Annotated in this window: 15 protein-coding genes and 3 tRNA genes; 15 read left to right on the forward strand and 3 right to left on the reverse strand. The window is 62.1% G+C overall.

Annotated elements, in window-relative coordinates:
• Window positions 1–187 precede the first annotated feature (187 nt).
• From EWH21_RS11345 to EWH21_RS11370, 6 genes are read left to right on the forward strand one after another with little or no spacing between them, the layout of a single operon-like run.
• On the forward strand, window positions 188–1,282 hold the full coding sequence (locus tag EWH21_RS11345; protein WP_277700530.1) for an ABC transporter ATP-binding protein: 1,095 nt from the start codon (window positions 188–190) through the stop codon (window positions 1,280–1,282).
• Entirely contained in the window at window positions 1,282–2,379 is a 1,098-nt protein-coding gene (locus EWH21_RS11350; RefSeq protein ID WP_152488581.1) for an ABC transporter ATP-binding protein, read from the forward strand. The genes EWH21_RS11345 and EWH21_RS11350 overlap by 1 nt, the downstream gene beginning before the upstream one ends.
• Window positions 2,376–3,239: a sugar ABC transporter permease gene (locus EWH21_RS11355; protein ID WP_037053057.1), complete on the forward strand. Its 864-nt coding sequence runs from the start codon at window positions 2,376–2,378 to the stop codon at window positions 3,237–3,239. Before EWH21_RS11350 ends, EWH21_RS11355 begins: the two co-directional genes overlap by 4 nt.
• Before the next feature lie 8 nt (window positions 3,240–3,247).
• Window positions 3,248–4,048 carry a carbohydrate ABC transporter permease gene (locus EWH21_RS11360; RefSeq protein ID WP_037053055.1) on the forward strand — a complete coding sequence of 267 codons (801 nt, stop codon included), beginning with the start codon at window positions 3,248–3,250 and terminating at the stop codon, window positions 4,046–4,048.
• A gap of 11 nt (window positions 4,049–4,059) precedes the next feature.
• A complete protein-coding gene (locus EWH21_RS11365) occupies window positions 4,060–4,332 on the forward strand; it encodes a DUF2160 domain-containing protein (protein ID WP_277700531.1) in 273 nt (90 codons plus the stop codon).
• A 50-nt stretch (window positions 4,333–4,382) separates the two neighbouring features.
• Window positions 4,383–6,125 (forward strand): ABC transporter substrate-binding protein, encoded by a 1,743-nt coding sequence (locus tag EWH21_RS11370; RefSeq protein ID WP_277700532.1) that lies wholly within the window; start codon window positions 4,383–4,385, stop codon window positions 6,123–6,125.
• An 84-nt stretch (window positions 6,126–6,209) separates the two neighbouring features.
• Here the strand turns inward: EWH21_RS11370 and folD are convergent, their stop codons facing one another.
• Window positions 6,210–7,064, reverse strand: coding sequence for a bifunctional methylenetetrahydrofolate dehydrogenase/methenyltetrahydrofolate cyclohydrolase FolD (gene folD / locus EWH21_RS11375; protein ID WP_277700533.1), 855 nt, complete (start codon window positions 7,062–7,064; stop codon window positions 6,210–6,212).
• 269 nt (window positions 7,065–7,333) lie between these two features.
• Here folD and EWH21_RS11380 point away from each other — a divergent pair.
• The 9 genes from EWH21_RS11380 (at window position 7,334) to EWH21_RS11420 (ending at window position 16,221) form a co-directional block, all read left to right on the forward strand.
• Window positions 7,334–7,410 (forward strand) — tRNA-Arg (locus EWH21_RS11380).
• Window positions 7,411–7,448: 38 nt separating this feature from the next.
• A tRNA-His gene (locus EWH21_RS11385) sits at window positions 7,449–7,524 on the forward strand.
• A gap of 55 nt (window positions 7,525–7,579) precedes the next feature.
• Window positions 7,580–7,664: transfer RNA gene (locus tag EWH21_RS11390), tRNA-Leu, on the forward strand.
• A 126-nt stretch (window positions 7,665–7,790) separates the two neighbouring features.
• Window positions 7,791–9,101 carry a trigger factor gene (gene tig, locus EWH21_RS11395; RefSeq protein ID WP_277700534.1) on the forward strand — a complete coding sequence of 437 codons (1,311 nt, stop codon included), beginning with the start codon at window positions 7,791–7,793 and terminating at the stop codon, window positions 9,099–9,101.
• 94 nt (window positions 9,102–9,195) lie between these two features.
• Window positions 9,196–9,837, forward strand: coding sequence for an ATP-dependent Clp endopeptidase proteolytic subunit ClpP (gene clpP / locus EWH21_RS11400; RefSeq protein ID WP_277700535.1), 642 nt, complete (start codon window positions 9,196–9,198; stop codon window positions 9,835–9,837).
• A 107-nt stretch (window positions 9,838–9,944) separates the two neighbouring features.
• On the forward strand, window positions 9,945–11,225 hold the full coding sequence (gene clpX, locus EWH21_RS11405) for an ATP-dependent Clp protease ATP-binding subunit ClpX (RefSeq protein WP_152488583.1): 1,281 nt from the start codon (window positions 9,945–9,947) through the stop codon (window positions 11,223–11,225).
• 149 nt (window positions 11,226–11,374) lie between these two features.
• Window positions 11,375–13,771: an endopeptidase La gene (gene lon / locus EWH21_RS11410; RefSeq protein ID WP_152488584.1), complete on the forward strand. Its 2,397-nt coding sequence runs from the start codon at window positions 11,375–11,377 to the stop codon at window positions 13,769–13,771.
• 135 nt (window positions 13,772–13,906) lie between these two features.
• Window positions 13,907–14,179 carry a nucleoid-associated protein HU-beta gene (hupB, locus tag EWH21_RS11415; protein WP_003239952.1) on the forward strand — a complete coding sequence of 91 codons (273 nt, stop codon included), beginning with the start codon at window positions 13,907–13,909 and terminating at the stop codon, window positions 14,177–14,179.
• 194 nt (window positions 14,180–14,373) lie between these two features.
• Window positions 14,374–16,221, forward strand: a complete 1,848-nt coding sequence (locus EWH21_RS11420; RefSeq protein WP_277700536.1) for a SurA N-terminal domain-containing protein — start codon at window positions 14,374–14,376, stop codon at window positions 16,219–16,221.
• A 138-nt stretch (window positions 16,222–16,359) separates the two neighbouring features.
• On the opposite strand, the gene fabI is transcribed toward EWH21_RS11420, so the two are convergent.
• Entirely contained in the window at window positions 16,360–17,154 is a 795-nt protein-coding gene (fabI, locus tag EWH21_RS11425; RefSeq protein ID WP_003461408.1) for an enoyl-ACP reductase FabI, read from the reverse strand.
• A gap of 28 nt (window positions 17,155–17,182) precedes the next feature.
• Entirely contained in the window at window positions 17,183–18,796 is a 1,614-nt protein-coding gene (locus tag EWH21_RS11430; protein WP_037052961.1) for an ABC transporter ATP-binding protein, read from the reverse strand.

Consider the following 18,796-nt stretch of genomic DNA (forward strand, 5'->3'; position numbering starts at 1 on the left):
CAACAGTCGAACTGTTCAGTTGTTCACATCCGCTTGTGCAAAGCTGTTCAATCAGGTCGCGATGAGCTTTTCCGGAAATTCGCGTTTTTTCTTGTTTATCAGATGGATAGTTGATGTTTTTTGGCCCTGGCATGCTTGTCGCTAAGGTGTTCGTAATCGAATGGCACGACAAGAAAAAGGACAGGCCATGTCGCTCAAGCTCGAACACGTCACCCGTATCGTCGACGGCCAGGTGCATATCGATGATGCCTGCCTGAGTTTCGAACCCGGCTCTTTCAACGTTCTGCTGGGCCGCACCCTGGCCGGCAAGACCAGCCTGATGCGCCTGATGGCCGGCCTGGATCGACCCAGCAGCGGCCGCGTGATGATGAACGGCGCCGATGTCACCGGCGTCCCGGTGCGTCAGCGCAACGTGTCGATGGTCTATCAGCAGTTCATCAACTACCCGACCCTGACGGTGTTCGAGAACATCGCGTCGCCGCTGCGCCAGGCCGGAATGGCCAGGGAGCTGATCGCCGACAAGGTCGAGAGCACGGCGCGCATGCTGCGCATCGACAACCTGCTGTCACGCTACCCACTGGAACTGTCCGGTGGTCAGCAGCAGCGCACGGCCATGGCGCGGGCACTGGTCAAGGACGCGTCGCTGATCCTCTTCGACGAGCCCCTGGTCAACCTCGACTACAAGCTGCGCGAGGAGTTGCGCCAGGAAATGCGCGAGCTGTTCCAGGCGCGCCACACCATCGCCATCTACGCCACCACCGAGCCGAACGAGGCGCTGGCCCTCGGTGGCACCACCACCATCCTGCACGAGGGGCGGGTGGTGCAGAGTGGCAAGACCGCCGATGTCTATCACCGTCCGCAGCAGGTGCTGGCCGCCGAGCTGTTCTCCGAGCCGGCGATCAACCTGATGCCGGGGCGGATCAGCGGCAGCGAGGTGAGCTTTGCCGACTGCGTGCACTTCCCGCTCAATCAGGACCTGCGCGACATCGCCGAGGGCGAGTACCGTTTCGGCGTGCGCCCGAGCCATATCGGCCTGGTACCGTCGAACGACGATGACCTGGAACTGGCGGTCACCGTGGAGCTGGCCGAGATCAGTGGCTCGGAAACCTTCCTGCACGTGCGCAACGAACAGTTCGTGCTGGTACTGCACCTGCCAGGCGTGCACGAGTACGCGGTGGACACGCCGATACTCATCTACATCCCGACCCACAAGCTGTTCGTCTTCGCCGCCGATGGGCAATTGGTCCAGGCACCCAGTCGTCGCCAGGGGAGGGCTGCCTGATGGCCGAGATTCGTCTGCACAACCTTGCGCACAGCTACAGCGGCGCACCGAAGGCGCCGGAAGATTATGCGATCCGCGAGATGAACCACATCTGGCAACAGGGCGGTGCCTACGCGCTGCTGGGCCCCTCGGGCTGCGGCAAGTCGACCCTGCTCAACATCATCTCCGGCCTGCTCAGCCCGTCCCAGGGCGAGGTGCAGTTCGACGGCAAGGCGGTCAACGCACTGTCGCCACAGCAGCGCAACATCGCCCAGGTGTTCCAGTTCCCGGTGGTCTACGACACCATGACGGTGTTCGACAACCTGGCCTTCCCGCTGCGTAACCAGGGCATGGACGAGGCGCGCATCACCAGCAAGGTGCATGAGATCGCGGAGGTGCTCGAACTCCATCCGCTGCTGCGCAAGAAGGCGCGCAACCTCACCGCCGACGAGAAGCAGAAGGTGTCCATGGGGCGTGGCCTGGTGCGTGACGACGTGTCGGCGATTCTCTTCGACGAGCCGCTGACGGTGATCGACCCGCACCTGAAGTGGAAGCTGCGGCGCAAGCTCAAGCAGATCCACGAGCAGTTCAATATCACCATGGTCTACGTCACCCACGACCAGCTGGAGGCCTCCACCTTCGCCGACAAGATCGCGGTGATGTACGGCGGGCAGATCGTCCAGTTCGGCACCCCGCGCGAACTGTTCGAGCGCCCCGGACATACCTTTGTCGGCTACTTCATCGGCAGCCCGGGGATGAACCTGATCGACGTGCAGCGCTGCGAGGGTGGCGTGCGTTTCGCCGATACCGTGCTGCCGCTTTCCGAGGCGCTCAACCAGCGCCTGGCCGAACTGGAAGGCAGGCGCCTGCAGGTGGGCATCCGTCCCGAGTTCGTGCATGTCTGGGACGGCGCCTATGAAGACGCGCTGTGCGGGCGCGTGCTGCACGTCGAGGACCTCGGCACCTACAAGATCCTCACCTTCGACCTCGACGGCCAGGTGCTCAAGGCGCGCCTGCAGGAGGACCAGCCGGTGCCACGCGAACAGGTCTACCTGAACTTTCCGGCGCAGTGGCTGATGCTCTATGCCGATGACTACCTGGTGGAGGTGGCGCCATGAAAGTACAGAACAACAAGGCCTGGTGGCTGGTCCTGCCGGTGTTCCTGCTGGTGGCCTTCAGTGCCATCGTGCCGATGATGACGGTGGTCAACTACTCGGTGCAGGACATCTTCGATCCGGCCACGCGCTACTTCGTCGGCGTCGACTGGTATCGCCAGGTGTTGCAGGACCCGCGCCTGCACGACTCGCTGCTGCGCCAGTTCATCTTCTCCGCCTGCGTGCTGCTGATCGAGATTCCACTCGGCATCGCCATCGCCCTGTGCATGCCGACCCGCGGGCGCTGGGCGTCGCTGTGTCTGATCCTGATGGCCATCCCGCTGCTGATTCCATGGAACGTGGTGGGCACCATCTGGCAGATCTTCGGCCGTGCCGACATCGGCCTGATGGGCTGGGCGCTGAACAAGCTGGGCCTCAGCTACAACTATGCCGCCAACACCATGGATGCCTGGGTGACGGTGCTGATCATGGACGTCTGGCACTGGACGTCGCTGGTGGCGCTGCTGTGCTACTCGGGGCTGCGGGCGATACCCGACGTCTACTACCAGGCGGCGCGCATCGACCGTGCGTCGAACTGGGCGGTGTTCCGCCATATCCAGCTGCCCAAGCTGAAGAGCGTGCTGCTGATCGCGGTGATGCTGCGCTTCATGGACAGCTTCATGATCTACACCGAGCCGTTCGTGCTGACCGGGGGCGGCCCGGGCAACGCCACCACCTTCCTCAGCCAGACCCTGACGCAGATGGCCATCGGTCAGTTCGACCTGGGCCCGGCGGCGGCGTTCTCGCTGGTCTACTTCCTGATCATCCTGCTGGTGTCCTGGCTGTTCTATACCGCCATGACCCACGACGACAAGAATCGCTGAGGCCGACCATGATGCTACGCAAACGCCTGGCTCTGCTGATCTACTTCCTCTTCCTGCTGGTGCCGATCTACTGGCTGCTGAACATGTCGTTCAAGAGCAACACCGAGATTCTCGGTGGCCTGAGCCTGTGGCCGCAGCATTTCACCCTGGAAAACTACCGGGTGATCTTCACCGATCGCAGCTGGTACGAGGGCTATCTCAACTCGCTGTACTACGTCAGCCTCAACACCCTGATCTCGCTCAGTGTGGCATTGCCGGCGGCCTATGCCTTCTCGCGCTACCGCTTCCTCGGCGACAAGCACCTGTTCTTCTGGCTGCTGACCAACCGCATGGCGCCGCCGGCGGTGTTCCTGCTGCCGTTCTTCCAGCTGTATTCGTCCATCGGCCTGTTCGACACCCATATCGCCGTGGCGCTGGCGCACTGCCTGTTCAACGTGCCGCTGGCGGTGTGGATCCTGGAGGGGTTCATGTCCAGCGTGCCCAAGGAAATCGACGAGACGGCCTATATCGACGGCTACAGCTTCCCGAAATTCTTCGTGAAGATCTTCATCCCGCTGATCCGTTCCGGCATCGGCGTCACGGCTTTCTTCTGTTTCATGTTCTCCTGGGTCGAGCTGCTGCTGGCGCGCACCCTGACATCCGTGGACGCCAAGCCCATCGCCGCGGTGATGACCCGTACGGTATCCGCGTCGGGGATCGACTGGGGCGTGCTGGCCGCCGCCGGGGTGCTGACCATCATTCCCGGCATGCTGGTGATCTGGTTCGTTCGCAATCATGTGGCCAAGGGCTTTGCCCTCGGTCGCGTGTAAGGAGGTTCGTCATGAGCTGGATGGCCTGGACTCTGCCGACTGCGCTGTTCTTCGCCGTCATCGCCGTGCTGCTGGCCGGCATGACGCTGGTGGAGCTGCGCTGGCCTTGCGTGGAGCGCAAGGGGTTTCTGCCGATCGCCACGACCCGTGGCGACCGGTTGTTCATCGGTCTGCTCGGTAGCGCCTACCTGCACCTGCTGGTGATAGGCGTGACCGAGTGGAGCGTGTGGATAGCGTCACTGCTATCGCTGTTGTGGTTGTGCGCAGTCATGCGCTGGGGCTGAGCCGGGCTGCCACCGGTTTGCCTCTCCCATATCCTGAGATGGAGGTCTCTATGTTCGACAATAACAACAAGACCCGACATAGCATGGCGTTGGCCGCCTTGCTGGCGTTGTCCGGTTTGAGCGGTGCGGCCTGGGCGGATGCCTATGAAGAGGCCGCCAAGAAATGGATCGCCGAGGAGTTCAACCCCTCGACCCTGACACCCGAGCAGCAACTCGCCGAACTGCAATGGTTCATCAAGGCCGCCGAGCCGTTCCGCGGCATGGATATCAGCGTGGTGTCGGAAACCATCACCACCCACGAGTACGAGTCCAAGGTGCTGGCCAAGGCGTTCAGCGAGATCACCGGGATCAGGCTGCGCCATGACCTGCTGCAGGAAGGCGACGTGGTCGAGAAGCTGCAGACGCAGATGCAGTCGGACAAGAACATCTACGACGGCTGGGTCAACGACTCCGACCTGATCGGCACCCATGCGCGCTACGGCAAGGCGGTGGCCATCAGCGACATGATCGCCGGCGAAGCCAAGGACTACACCTCGCCGACCCTGGATCTCGAGGACTTCATCGGCACGTCCTTCACCACCGGGCCGGACGGCAAGCTGTACCAACTTCCGGACCAGCAGTTCGCCAACCTCTACTGGTTCCGCGCCGACTGGTTCGAGCGCCCGGAACTCAAGGCCAAGTTCAAGGAAATCTACGGCTACGAGCTGGGCGTGCCGGTCAACTGGTCGGCCTATGAAGACATTGCCGAGTTCTTCTCCAAGCACGTCAAGGAAATCGACGGCCAGCGCGTCTATGGCCACATGGACTACGGCAAGAAAGACCCGTCGCTGGGCTGGCGCTTCACCGATGCCTGGTTCTCCATGGCTGGCGGCGGCGACAAGGGCCTGCCCAATGGCCTGCCGGTGGACGAGTGGGGCATTCGCGTCGACGGCTGCCGCCCGGTGGGCTCCAGCGTTGCCCGTGGCGGCGACACCAACGGCCCGGCGGCAGTGTTCGCCACGCAGAAGTACGTCGACTGGATGCGTCAGTACGCACCGCCGGAAGCCCAGGGCATGACCTTCTCCGAGGCCGGTCCGGTGCCGGCGCAGGGCGCCATTGCCCAGCAGATCTTCTGGTACACCGCCTTCACCGCCGACATGACCAAGCCGGGCCTGCCGGTGGTCAACGAGGACGGCACGCCGAAATGGCGCATGGCGCCGTCGCCGAAGGGGCCGTACTGGGAGGAGGGCATGAAGCTCGGCTACCAGGACACCGGTTCCTGGACCTTCCTCAAGTCGACCCCGGAGAAGCAACGTCTGGCGGCCTGGCTGTACGCCCAGTTCGTCACCTCCAAGACCGTCTCGCTGAAGAAGACCCTGGTCGGCCTGACCCCGATTCGCGAATCGGACATCAACTCGCAGGCCATGACGGACATAGCGCCGAAGCTTGGCGGTCTGGTGGAGTTCTACCGCAGCCCGGCTCGCGTGCAGTGGACGCCGACCGGCACCAACGTGCCGGACTATCCGCGTCTGGCCCAGCTGTGGTGGCAGTTCATCGCCGAAGCCGCGAGTGGCGACAAGACGCCACAGCAGGCGCTCGATGGTCTGGCTGCCGCGCAGGACACCATGCTCGGTCGCCTGGAGCGTTCCAACGTGCTTGGCGAGTGCGGGCCGAAGCTGAACGAGCCGCGCGATCCGCAGTACTGGTTCGATCAGCCGGGTGCACCCAAGCCCAAGCTGGCCAACGAGAAGCCCAAGGGCGAAACCATCGCCTACGACGAGCTGCTCAAGTCCTGGGAGCAGGCGCGCAAGTGAGGCCGATGCCTGTGCTGTAGGAGCGGTTTCAGCCGCGAAAAAAAACGGCACCCTTGGGTGCCGTTTTCGATTCAGCCGCAGCGATCACTCATGCAGGTGCTCGGCCGCGTGCAGGGTGTTTTCCAGCAGGCCGGCGCGGGTCATCGGGCCGACACCGCCCGGTACCGGAGTGATCCAGCCGGCGCGGGGCAGGGCGGTCTCGTAGATCACGTCGCCGACCAGCTTGCCGTCTTCCTGGCGGTTGATCCCGACATCGATGACGATGGCACCCGGCTTGATCCACTCGCCCTTGACCAGCCCCGGCTTGCCGGCGGCGACCACGACGATGTCGGCCTGGCCGACATGACCGGCGAGGTCCTTGGTGAAACGGTGGGTGACGGTGACCGTGCAGCCGGCCAGCAGCAGCTCCATGGCCATCGGGCGGCCGACGATGTTCGAGGCGCCGACCACCACCGCGTGCAGACCGTAGAGATCGACGCCGGTGCTTTCCAGCAGGGTCATGATGCCCTTGGGCGTGCAGGGGCGCAGCAGCGGCATGCGCTGGGCCAGGCGGCCGATGTTGTAGGGGTGGAAACCGTCCACATCCTTGTCGGGGCGAATACGCTCGAGCAGCAGCGAGCTGTCCAGGTGCTCGGGCAGCGGCAACTGCACCAGGATACCGTCGATGGCCGGGTCGTCGTTGAGCTCGTCGATCAGGGCCAGCAGATCGGTCTGGCTGGTGTTGCTCGGCAGGTCATAGGCGCGCGAGAGGAAGCCGACTTCCTCGCAATCCTTGCGTTTGTGTGACACATAGACCTGGGAGGCAGGATCGGTACCGACCAGGATCACGGCCAGACCCGGAGTGCGAAGGCCTTGTTCGCGGCGTTCGGCGACGCGTTTGGCAATCTGCTGGCGGAGGCTGGCGGCGATCGCCTTGCCATCGATCAGTTGTGCGGTCATTACGCTGGTTAACCATTAATAAGGATGAAAAAAGGACGCGCATTCTCGCATGGGTGCTCACCCGGGCAAAGGCGCCTGCCGTCGTTTTCGCGTAACTCCTTTATATCGCTGATTTTTTTTGATTTTTTCTGTTGACGAGGTGCGTAAGCGTCTATAACATTCGCCCCGCTTCTCAGGAACAGCCACTCGCTGGGTGAGACGGCAAGAGCCAAGCCCCGGTGGTGAGGCTGGAGCCGAAAGCTTCTAAGTCTGCATTAGCGGATGGATAGGCGCCCGTAGCTCAGCTGGATAGAGCATCCGCCTTCTAAGCGGATGGTCGCAGGTTCGAGTCCTGCCGGGTGCGCCATTTGGCGGTCAGGCAATTTGAGTAAGCAATGCAATATGGTGGGCGTAGCTCAGTTGGTAGAGCACAGGATTGTGGCTCCTGGTGTCGTGGGTTCGATTCCCATCGTCCACCCCATATTCCAGAACGCCAGGCCAAAAGCCTGGCGTTTTTGTTTTTAGCTTGAAACCACGCGGACGTGGTGAAATTGGTAGACACACCAGATTTAGGTTCTGGCGCCGCAAGGTGTGAGAGTTCGAGTCTCTCCGTCCGCACCATCTTACAAATCCCCCCGCATTGCCGCCTGTTTCTAGGGTGACTTCTTCATATCGACCCTCTAGAATGCTTGGCCTTGATTCGGGGCCGGTTCGAGCCGGCTTATGTCTGTGCAACGAGGAATATCCATGCAAGTTTCTGTTGAAAGCACTTCTGCTCTTGAGCGCCGCATGACCGTCGGCGTCCCCGTCGAGCGCATCGAGACCGAAGTCAACAAGCGTCTGCAACAGACTGCCCGTCGTGCCAAGGTTCCTGGCTTCCGTCCTGGCAAGGTGCCGATGAGCGTCATTCGTCAGCGTTACGAAGACGCCGCTCGTCAGGAAGCACTGGGCGACCTGATCCAGGCCACCTTCTATGAAGCCGTGGTCGAGCAGAAGCTGAACCCGGCCGGCGCTCCTGCGGTAGAGCCGAAGTCCTTCGAGAAGGGCAAGGATCTGGAATACGTCGCGACCTTCGAAGTTTTCCCCGAGTTCGAGGTTTCCGGCTTCGACTCCATCGCCATCGAGCGCCTGCAGGCCGACGTGGCTGACAGCGATGTCGACAACATGCTGGACATCCTGCGCAAGCAGAACACCCGCTTCGAAACCGTCGAGCGTGCTGCCGAGAACGACGACCAGCTGAACATCGACTTCGTTGGCAAGATCGACGGCGAAGCCTTCGCCGGCGGCAGCGCCAAGGGCACTCAGCTGGTGCTGGGCTCCGGCCGCATGATCCCGGGCTTCGAAGAGGCTCTGGTCGGCGTCAAGGCGGGTGAAGAGCGCGTCATCAACCCGACCTTCCCCGAGGACTATCAGAACCTCGATCTGGCCGGCAAGACTGCCGAGTTCATCGTTACCGTGAACAGCGTTTCCGCACCGCAGCTGCCTGAGCTGAACGACGAGTTCTTCGCTCTGTTCGGCATCAAGGAAGGCGGTCTGGAAGGCTTCCGCGCCGAAGTTCGCAAGAACATGGAGCGCGAACTGCGCCAGGCCATCAAGTCCAAGGTCAAGAACCAGGTAATGGATGGCCTGCTGGCTGCCAACCCGGTCGAAGTGCCGAAGGCGCTGATCGGCAACGAAGTGGATCGTCTGCGCGTGCAGGCCGTTCAGCAGTTCGGTGGCAACATCAAACCAGACCAACTGCCGGCCGAGCTGTTCGAAGAGCAGGCCAAGCGTCGCGTCGTGCTGGGCCTGATCGTCGCGGAAGTGGTCAAGCAGTTCGAGCTGAAGCCTGACGAAGCCCGTGTGCGTGAGCTGATCGAAGAGATGGCCTCCGCCTACCAGGAGCCCGAGCAAGTGGTCGCCTGGTACTACAAGAACGATCAGCAGATGAACGAAGTGCGTTCGGTTGTACTGGAAGAACAAGTTGTAGATACTGTTCTGCAGAAGGCCAACGTGACCGATAAAGCGGTTTCCTACGAAGACGCAGTCAAGCCGGCGGAAGCTCCTAAAGCCGACTGATCGGGTCACCTCGTTCGAGAACACCACCATAAGCCAGCCTCCGTGCTGGCTTATGTGTATTTGAGACATGACTATTAGGGAGTGAGCGCAAGACATGTCCCACAATCCTTTTATGCAAAACATGCCTGAAATCCAGGCCGCTGGCGGCCTGGTGCCGATGGTCATCGAGCAGTCCGCTCGTGGCGAGCGTGCCTATGACATCTACTCGCGCCTGCTCAAGGAGCGTGTGATCTTCCTGGTGGGCCAGGTCGAGGACTACATGGCCAACCTGATCTGCGCCCAGTTGCTGTTCCTGGAAGCAGAGAACCCGGACAAGGACATTCACCTGTACATCAACTCGCCGGGTGGTTCGGTGACGGCCGGTATGGCCATCTACGACACCATGCAGTTCATCAAGGCGGACGTGTCCACCACCTGCATCGGTCAGGCCTGCAGCATGGGCGCTTTCCTGCTGGCCGGTGGCGCCAAGGGCAAGCGTTTCTGCCTGCCGAACTCGCGCGTGATGATCCACCAGCCGCTGGGCGGCTTCCAGGGCCAGGCCTCGGATATCGAGATCCACGCCAAGGAGATTCTCTTCATCCGTGAGCGCCTGAACGAGTTGCTGGCGCATCACACGGGCCAGAGCCTGGAAACCATCGAGCGTGATACCAACCGCGACAACTTCATGAGCGCGTCGCGCGCCGTCGAGTACGGCCTGGTCGATGCGGTGCATGAGAAGCGTCAAATGCCGGTGTAGATGAGGCACCGGCTGCGGGCATTCTGCACGGGGACGATTCGTGCCCTTGAAAATGCCCGCATTTGCCTTCATCTTGTGTTTCAAGCCTACCGTATTGGATTGATCGAATGACTGATACCCGTAACGGTGAGGACAGCGGCAAACTGCTTTATTGCTCCTTCTGCGGCAAGAGCCAGCACGAAGTGCGCAAGTTGATCGCCGGTCCTTCCGTCTTCATCTGCGACGAATGCGTCGACCTGTGCAATGACATCATCCGTGAGGAGGTGCAGGAAGCCCAGGCCGAGAGCAGCGCGCACAAACTCCCGGCACCCAAGGAAATCAGCAGCATCCTCGATCAGTATGTGATTGGTCAGGAGCGTGCGAAGAAGGTGCTGTCGGTAGCGGTGTACAACCACTACAAGCGTCTCAATCAGCGCGACAAGAAAGACGATGTCGAGCTGGGCAAGAGCAACATCCTGCTGATCGGTCCGACCGGTTCGGGCAAGACGCTGCTGGCGGAAACCTTGGCGCGCCTGCTCAATGTACCGTTCACCATCGCCGATGCGACCACGCTGACCGAGGCCGGTTACGTGGGCGAGGATGTCGAGAACATCATCCAGAAGCTGCTGCAGAAGTGCGATTACGATGTCGAGAAGGCCCAGATGGGCATCGTCTACATCGACGAAATCGACAAGATTTCGCGCAAGTCCGACAACCCGTCGATCACTCGTGACGTATCGGGCGAGGGCGTGCAGCAGGCCCTGCTCAAGCTGATCGAGGGGACCGTGGCTTCGGTGCCGCCGCAGGGCGGTCGCAAGCACCCGCAGCAGGAGTTCCTGCAGGTCGACACGCGCAACATCCTGTTCATCTGCGGCGGTGCCTTCGCTGGCCTGGAGAAGGTGATTCAGGCCCGCTCCACCAAAGGCGGTATCGGCTTCGGTGCCGAGGTGCGCAGCAAGCAGGAAGGCAAGAAGATCGGCGAGTCGCTGCGTGAGGTCGAGCCGGACGATCTGGTCAAGTTCGGCCTGATTCCCGAGTTCGTCGGTCGTCTGCCGGTCATCGCGACCCTCGAGGAGCTGGACGAGGCGGCCCTGGTGCAGATCCTGACCGAGCCGAAGAACGCGCTGACCAAGCAGTACGGCAAGCTCTTCGAGATGGAAGGCGTGGACCTGGAGTTCCGTCCGGATGCGCTGAAATCCGTGGCGCAGAAGGCCCTGGAGCGCAAGACCGGCGCACGTGGCCTGCGTTCGATCCTGGAAGGCATTCTGCTCGACACCATGTATGAAATCCCGTCCCAGCAGGACGTGAGCAAGGTGGTGATCGACGAGAGCGTCATCGACGGATCTTCCAAGCCGCTGCTGATCTACGAGAACAGCGAGCCGCCTGCAAAGGCCGCGCCAGACGCGTAACGCCTGTCACACGATGCACGCAAGGGGCCCCCAGGGCCCCTTCGCTTTTCTGGACATTGCGCTTGTTTTTTACGGGCACTGCCCCCATCTTAAAAGCCAAGGGTAATCCCGCCTGTTTACGGCCTTATGGCCGCCGCTGAGCCGAAATCATGAAGACAACCATCGAATTGCCTCTCCTGCCGTTGCGCGATGTTGTGGTCTATCCGCACATGGTCATCCCGCTTTTCGTCGGGCGTGAGAAATCCATCGAGGCCCTCGAGGCCGCGATGACGGGTGACAAGCAGATTTTGCTGGTGGCCCAGAAGAACCCGGCGGTCGATGATCCGGATGATCAGGACCTCTATCGCGTTGGCACCGTCGCCACCGTGCTGCAGCTGCTCAAGTTGCCCGATGGCACCGTCAAGGTGCTGGTCGAGGGCGAGCAGCGCGGCTCCATCGAGCGTGTCCTCGAAGTGGACGAGCACTGCCGTGCCGAGGTGCTGCTGATCGAAGAGGGCGAAACCGCCGAGCGCGAGTCCGAAGTCTTCACGCGCAGCCTGCTGAGCCAGTTCGAACAGTACGTGCAGCTGGGCAAGAAGGTGCCCGCCGAGGTGCTTTCGTCGCTCAACAGCATCGATGAGCCCAGTCGCCTGGTCGACACCATGGCCGCGCACATGGCGCTGAAGATCGAGCAGAAGCAGGAAATCCTCGAAATCACCTCCCTGTCCGCGCGTGTCGAGCACGTGCTGGCCCTGCTGGATGCCGAGATCGACCTGCTGCAGGTCGAGAAGCGCATCCGTGGTCGCGTCAAGAAGCAGATGGAGCGCAGCCAGCGCGAGTACTACCTGAATGAGCAGATGAAGGCCATTCAGAAAGAGCTGGGCGACATTGACGAGGGGCACAACGAGCTCGATGAACTGCGCAAGCGCATCGACAACGCGGGCCTGTCCAAGGAGGCGCTGACCAAGGCCAATGCGGAGCTGAACAAGCTCAAGCAGATGTCGCCGATGTCCGCCGAAGCCACCGTGGTGCGCTCCTATATCGACTGGCTGGTGAACGTGCCGTGGAAGGCCGAAAGCAAGGTGCGCCTCGATCTGGCCCGTGCCGAGAGCATCCTCGATGCCGACCACTATGGCCTCGAAGAGGTCAAGGAACGCATTCTCGAGTACCTCGCCGTGCAGAAACGGGTGAAGAAGCTCAAGGGGCCGGTGCTGTGCCTGGTGGGGCCGCCTGGCGTGGGCAAGACCTCGCTGGCCGAGTCCATCGCTACCGCGACCAACCGCAAGTTCGTGCGCATGGCACTGGGTGGCGTGCGTGACGAGGCCGAGATCCGCGGCCATCGCCGCACCTACATCGGTTCGATGCCTGGGCGCCTGATCCAGAAGCTGACCAAGGTCGGCGTGCGCAACCCGCTGTTCCTGCTCGACGAGATCGACAAGATGGGCCAGGACATGCGCGGCGATCCCGCCTCGGCGCTGCTCGAAGTCCTCGATCCCGAGCAGAACCACAATTTCAACGATCACTATCTGGAGGTCGACTACGACCTGTCGGACGTGATGTTCCTCTGTACGGCCAACTCGATGAACATCCCCGGCCCGCTGCTGGACCGGATGGAAATCATCCGCCTGCCGGGTTACACCGAGGACGAGAAGGTCAACATCGCCATCAAGTACCTGGCGCCCAAGCAGATCCAGGCCAACGGCCTGAAGAAGGGCGAGCTGGCATTCGACGAGGCGGCGATTCGCGACATCATTCGTTACTACACCCGCGAGGCGGGTGTGCGCAGCCTGGAACGGCAGATTGCCAAGGTGTGCCGCAAGGCGGTGAAGGAGCACATGCGCGAGAAGCGCTTCCAGGTCACGGTGACGGCGGAGTCGCTGGAGCACTTCCTGGGCGTGCGCAAGCATCGCTATGGCCTTGCCGAACAGCAGGATCAGATCGGTCAGGTGACCGGTCTGGCCTGGACTCAGGTGGGGGGCGAGCTGCTCACCATCGAGACGGCGGTGGTGCCGGGCAAGGGCAATCTGATCAAGACCGGTTCCCTCGGCGATGTCATGGCGGAGTCCATGACGGCTGCCATGACGGTGGTCCGCAGTCGCGCCAGAAGCCTCGGAATTCCCAGCGATTTCAACGAGAAGCGCGACGTTCACATCCATATGCCGGAAGGTGCGACGCCCAAGGACGGCCCGAGTGCAGGCATCGGCCTGTGCACGGCGCTGGTGTCGGCGCTGACGCAGATTCCGGTGCGCGCGGACGTCGCCATGACGGGGGAAATCACCCTGCGTGGTCAGGTGCTGGCGATTGGCGGGCTCAAGGAAAAACTTCTGGCCGCTCACCGTGGTGGGATCAAGACGGTGATCATTCCGGAAGAAAATGTGCGTGACCTGAAAGAAATTCCGGAAAATATTAAGCAAGACCTGCAGATTAAACCGGTTAAATGGATTGACGAGGTCCTGCAAATTGCGCTGCAATACGCCCCGGAGCCCTTGCCTGATGCGGCTCCCGAGATGGTTGCAACGGATGACAAGCGCGAGTCTGATTCCAAGGAGCGAATCAGCACGCATTAGCCGGGGGGCTTTCTTGACACAATTTTTCAGCCCTTGCTATAAAGCGGCTTTTATTGTGTCGGCAGGCCATCCAGCACCCGCTTTGCTTACACTAAAAATCAAGAAACAAACTCAACAGAAATAAGGGGACTTAGAGTGAACAAGTCGGAACTGATCGATGCCATCGCTGCATCTGCTGATATCCCGAAAGCTGTTGCTGGCCGCGCGCTGGATGCAGTGATTGAATCCGTCACTGGCGCCCTGAAGGCTGGTGACTCCGTTGTCCTGGTTGGCTTCGGCACCTTCGCTGTCAAAGAGCGTGCTGCTCGCACTGGCCGCAACCCGCAGACCGGCAAGCCGATCAGCATCGCCGCCGCCAAGATCCCAGGCTTCAAAGCTGGCAAGGCTCTGAAAGACGCCGTCAACTAAGCGTCTTCCGGGTTTGCCTCGCCGTCAGGGCCATGCCCAGCGGCTGTTAGGAGGCAGAGCAGGTGGTTTCGACTCTTCTGCACTGACCGCTTAACGCGTTACGAGAAGGCGCATCCAAGGATGCGCCTTTCTTCTATCTGGACATTACCCACACTGCGCGGCTGGTGGCTCTGTACAGTCGTTCTGGGGGAAGCATGCTGCAAAACATCAGGGACAATTCACGCGGTTGGATTGCCAAAACCATCATCGGCCTCATCGTCATGCTGATGGCCTTTACCGGTTTCGAAGCCATCGTCACGGGGACCAGCAATCGCAACAACGCTGCGGACGTGAACGGTGACACCATTACCCTCAACGAGCTGAACCAGGCCGTTGAGATGCAGCGTCGTCAGCTGCTGCAGCAACTGGGGCGTGATTTCGATGCCTCGCTGCTCGACGACAAGCTGCTGCGCGAGTCTTCGCTCAAAGGTCTGATCGACCGCAAGCTGCTGCTGCAGGCCGCTGGCGACGCCGGTTTCGCCTTCTCGCAGCCCGCGCTCGACCAGGTCATCCTGCAGACGCCGGAGTTTCAGGCCGAAGGCCGCTTCGACGCGGCGCGTTTCGACCAGGTGATTCGCCAGATGGGCTACACCCGCCTGCAGTTCCGCCAGATGCTGGAAGAGGAAATGCTGATCGGGCAGCTGCGCGCAGGCATCGGTGCCAGCAGCTTCGTCACCGAGCAGCAGGCGCTTGCCTTCGCCAATCTCGAGCGTCAGACGCGTGATTTCGCCAGCCTGACCATCAAGGCCGACACCGCTGCGGTCGAGCTCAGCGACGGCGATGTCAAGGCTTACTACGACGAGCACGCCAGCGAGTTCATGAGCCCTGAACAGGTGGTGCTGGAGTACGTCGAGCTGAAGAAGGACAGCTTCTTCGATCAGATCGAAGTGAGCGACGAGGACCTCAAGCCGGCGTACGAGAGCGAGATCGCCAACCTCGCCGAGCAACGCCATGCCGCGCACATCCTCATCGAGGGTGATGACGAGGCGGCCCGTGCCAAGGCCGAGGAAATCAAGGCGCGCATCGACGCTGGCGAAGACTTCGCGGCACTGGCCAAGGAGTTCTCCCAGGACCCGGGTTCGGCCGCCGACGGCGGTGATCTGGGCTATGCCGGCCCTGGCGTCTACGATCCGGCCTTCGAAGAGGCGCTTTACGCACTGCAGCAGGGGCAGGTCTCCGCGCCGGTGAAGAGCGCGTTCGGCTGGCACCTGATCAAGCTGCTGGGTGTCCAGTCGCCTGAGGTGCCGAGCTTCGACAGCCTCAAGGACAAGCTGGCGCGTGACTTCAAGGCGCAGCAGGTCGAGCAGCGTTTCGTCGAGGCGACCAAGCAACTGGAAGATGCGGCGTTCGAGGCGTCGGATCTGGCGCAGCCGGCTCAGGATCTCGGTCTCGAGGTCAAGGTCAGCGAGCCCGTTGGTCGCGAAGGCGGCGCTACCGGCATCACGGCCAATCGTCAGGTGCTGCAGGCGGCATTCAGCCCCGAGGTTCTCGAGGATGGCGCCAACAGCTCGACCATCGAGCTGGACCCGAGCACCGTCGTCGTCGTTCGCGTCAAGGAGCACAACCAGCCTGAGCAGTTGCCGCTGGAGCAGGTTGCCGAGAGCATTCGCGGTCATCTGCTGCAGGAGCGCGCAAGCGCGGCAGCCAAGGCCGAGGGTGAGAAGCGCCTGGCCGCAGCCCAGGCCGGCGAGGCCCAGGATGCCGGCTGGCAGGTCCAGGAAGCGGCTACCCGCAGCCAGGACGGCGTGGAGCCCAAGGTACTGCAGGCATTGTTCCGCATGGCCAAGCCGAGCAAGGCGGGCGAGCCGACCTTTGCCGGTGTGACCCTGAACACGGGTGACTACGTGCTGTTGCGCCTGGACGGCGTCAACGTGCCGGAAGAAGCGCTGGCGGCCGAGCAACTGGCCATGTACCGCAACTTCCTGGCGTCGCGCGAAGGCCAGCAGGACTTCGCTGCACTGCGCAAGCAGCTGGCCGCCGAAGCCGATATCGAGCGCTTCTGAGTCGCTCCTCCAGTGCCTCTGGCGAGGTGCTGGAACAGGCAATAAAAAACCCGCACGGCGTGCGGGTTTTTTATTGCCTGCCATCCGGGGATGACAGCGAGACGCTCCCGGCAACTGCTCTGCCGGGAGCGGCGCGGATCAGTCTTCCATGGCGCCCATGGCGGTGGTGTTGAAGCCGCCGTCGACGTACATGATTTCACCGCTGATGCCCGAAGCCAGGTCGGAGCAGAGGAACGCGCCGGCGTTGCCGACTTCCTCGATGGTGACGTTGCGGCGCAGCGGGGTCTGCTTCTCGTTGGCAGCCAGCATCTTGCGGAAGCTGGCGATGCCGCTGGCGGCCAGGGTGCGGATCGGGCCGGCGGAGATGGCGTTGACGCGGGTGCCTTCCGGGCCGAGGCTGCCGGCGAGGTAGCGAACGCCGGCTTCCAGGCTGGCCTTGGCCATGCCCATGACGTTGTAGTTGGGCATGGTGCGCTCGGCACCCAGGTAGGAGAGGGTGAGCAGGCTGCCATTGCGGCCTTTCATCATCTCGCGACCGGCCTTGGCCAGGGCGACGAAGCTGTAGGCGCTGATGTCGTGGGCGATCTTGAAGCCTTCACGGGTGGTGACGTCGGTGAAGTCGCCGTTCAGCTGGTCACCCGGAGCGAAACCGACGGAGTGGACGATGCAGTCCAGGCCATCCCATTTCTTGCTCAGCGCTTCGAATACCGCGGCGATTTCCTCGTCGCTGGCCACATCGCAAGGGAAGCACAGGTCGGCACTGGAGCCCCAGCCGGCAGCGAAATCTTCGACGCGACCCTTGAGCTTTTCGTTCTGGTAGGTGAAAGCCAGCTCGGCACCTTCGCGGTGCATGGCGGCGGCGATACCCGAGGCGATGGACAGTTTGCTGGCTACGCCAACGATGAGTACGCGCTTACCGGTTAGAAAACCCATTGTGCTATTCCTCTTCCTGTTTCAAGGATCAGTGAGCCGTTGCCGGGGCCATGAAAGCGGCTTCCAGCAACTGCTGCGTATAAGGGTGCTGCGGTGCACTGAAGATCGACTCGGCAGACCCCTGTTCGACTACCTGGCCCTGCTTGACCACCATCAGCTGATGGCTCAGCGCTCTGACTACCGCCAGATCATGGCTGATAAACAGATAGGTCAGGTTGTACTTGGCCTGCAAGCCGCGCAACAACTCCACCACCTGACGCTGTACCGTGCGGTCGAGCGCCGAAGTGGGCTCGTCGAGCAGGATCAGCGCCGGTTTCAACACCAGTGCTCGGGCAATGGCAATCCGCTGCCGTTGTCCGCCAGAAAACTCGTGGGGGTAGCGATGCCGCGTCTGCGGGTCCAGCCCTACCTCCAAAAGCGCGTCGATGATGGCTTGTTCCTGTTCCGCCTCGTTGCCCATACCGTGAATGCGCAGACCCTCACCGACGATCTGGCTCACCGACATGCGTGGGCTCAGGCTGCCGAAGGGGTCCTGAAACACCACCTGCATCTGCCGGCGCAGCGGACGTACCTGCTGCTGGCTAAGGCCCTGCAGATGCTGGCCCTGGAAGCGGATGTCACCTTGGCTGGCGAGCAGCCGCAGAATGGCCATGCCCAGGGTGGATTTGCCGGAGCCACTCTCGCCGACGATGCCCAGGGTCTGGCCCTGGGGCAGGCTGAAGTTGATGCCGTCCACCGCTTTGACATGATCCACCGTCCGACGCAGTAGGCCCTTCTTGATCGGGAACCACACGCGCAGGTCGTCCACTTCCAGCAGCGGCTGGCCCACGGGGTTGGCCGCAGGTTCGCCGCTGGGCTCGGCACCGAGCAGTTCCCTGGTATAGGGATGCTGCGGAGCCTGGAACAATTCTTCACACGACGCCTGTTCGACGATGCGACCGCGCTGCATGACACATACGCGATGCGCAATTCTGCGCACCAGGTTGAGATCGTGGCTGATCAGCAGCAGCGACATGCCCAGGCGGGCCTGCAGATCCTTGAGCAGCTCGAGGATTTTCAGCTGCACCGTGACGTCCAGCGCGGTGGTCGGTTCGTCGGCGATCAGCAGTTGCGGCTCGTTGGCCAGGGCCATGGCGATCATCACGCGCTGGCGTTGGCCGCCGGACAGCTCGTGGGGGTAGGCCTTCAGGCGTTTCTTCGGCTCGGGAATGCCGACCAGCTCCAGCAGCTCCAGCGTGCGCGCACTGGCGGCCTTGCCGCGCAGGCCCTTGTGCAGGGCCAGCACCTCGTTGATCTGTTTCTCGATGCTGTGCAGCGGGTTGAGCGAGGTCATCGGCTCCTGGAAGACCATGGCGATACGGTTGCCGCGAATGCCACGCAGGCGACCCTCGCCGAGTTTGAGCAGGTCTTCACCGGCGTACTCGATGCTGCCGGACGGGTGGCGGGCGAGGGGGTAGGGCAGCAGGCGCAGGATGGAATGCGCGGTGACCGACTTGCCCGAGCCGCTTTCGCCAACCAGGGCGAGGGTCTCGCCTTTGTGAATGTCGAAGCTGACGCCCTCGACCACGCGCTGGCACTGCTCGCCCATGACGAACTCGACGGCCAGGTCGCGAACTTGCAGCAGGGTTTCGTTCTGGCTCAT

The organism is Pseudomonas sp. REST10, from assembly GCF_029542605.1.
In the GTDB taxonomy this organism is placed as follows: domain Bacteria; phylum Pseudomonadota; class Gammaproteobacteria; order Pseudomonadales; family Pseudomonadaceae; genus Aquipseudomonas; species Aquipseudomonas khazarica.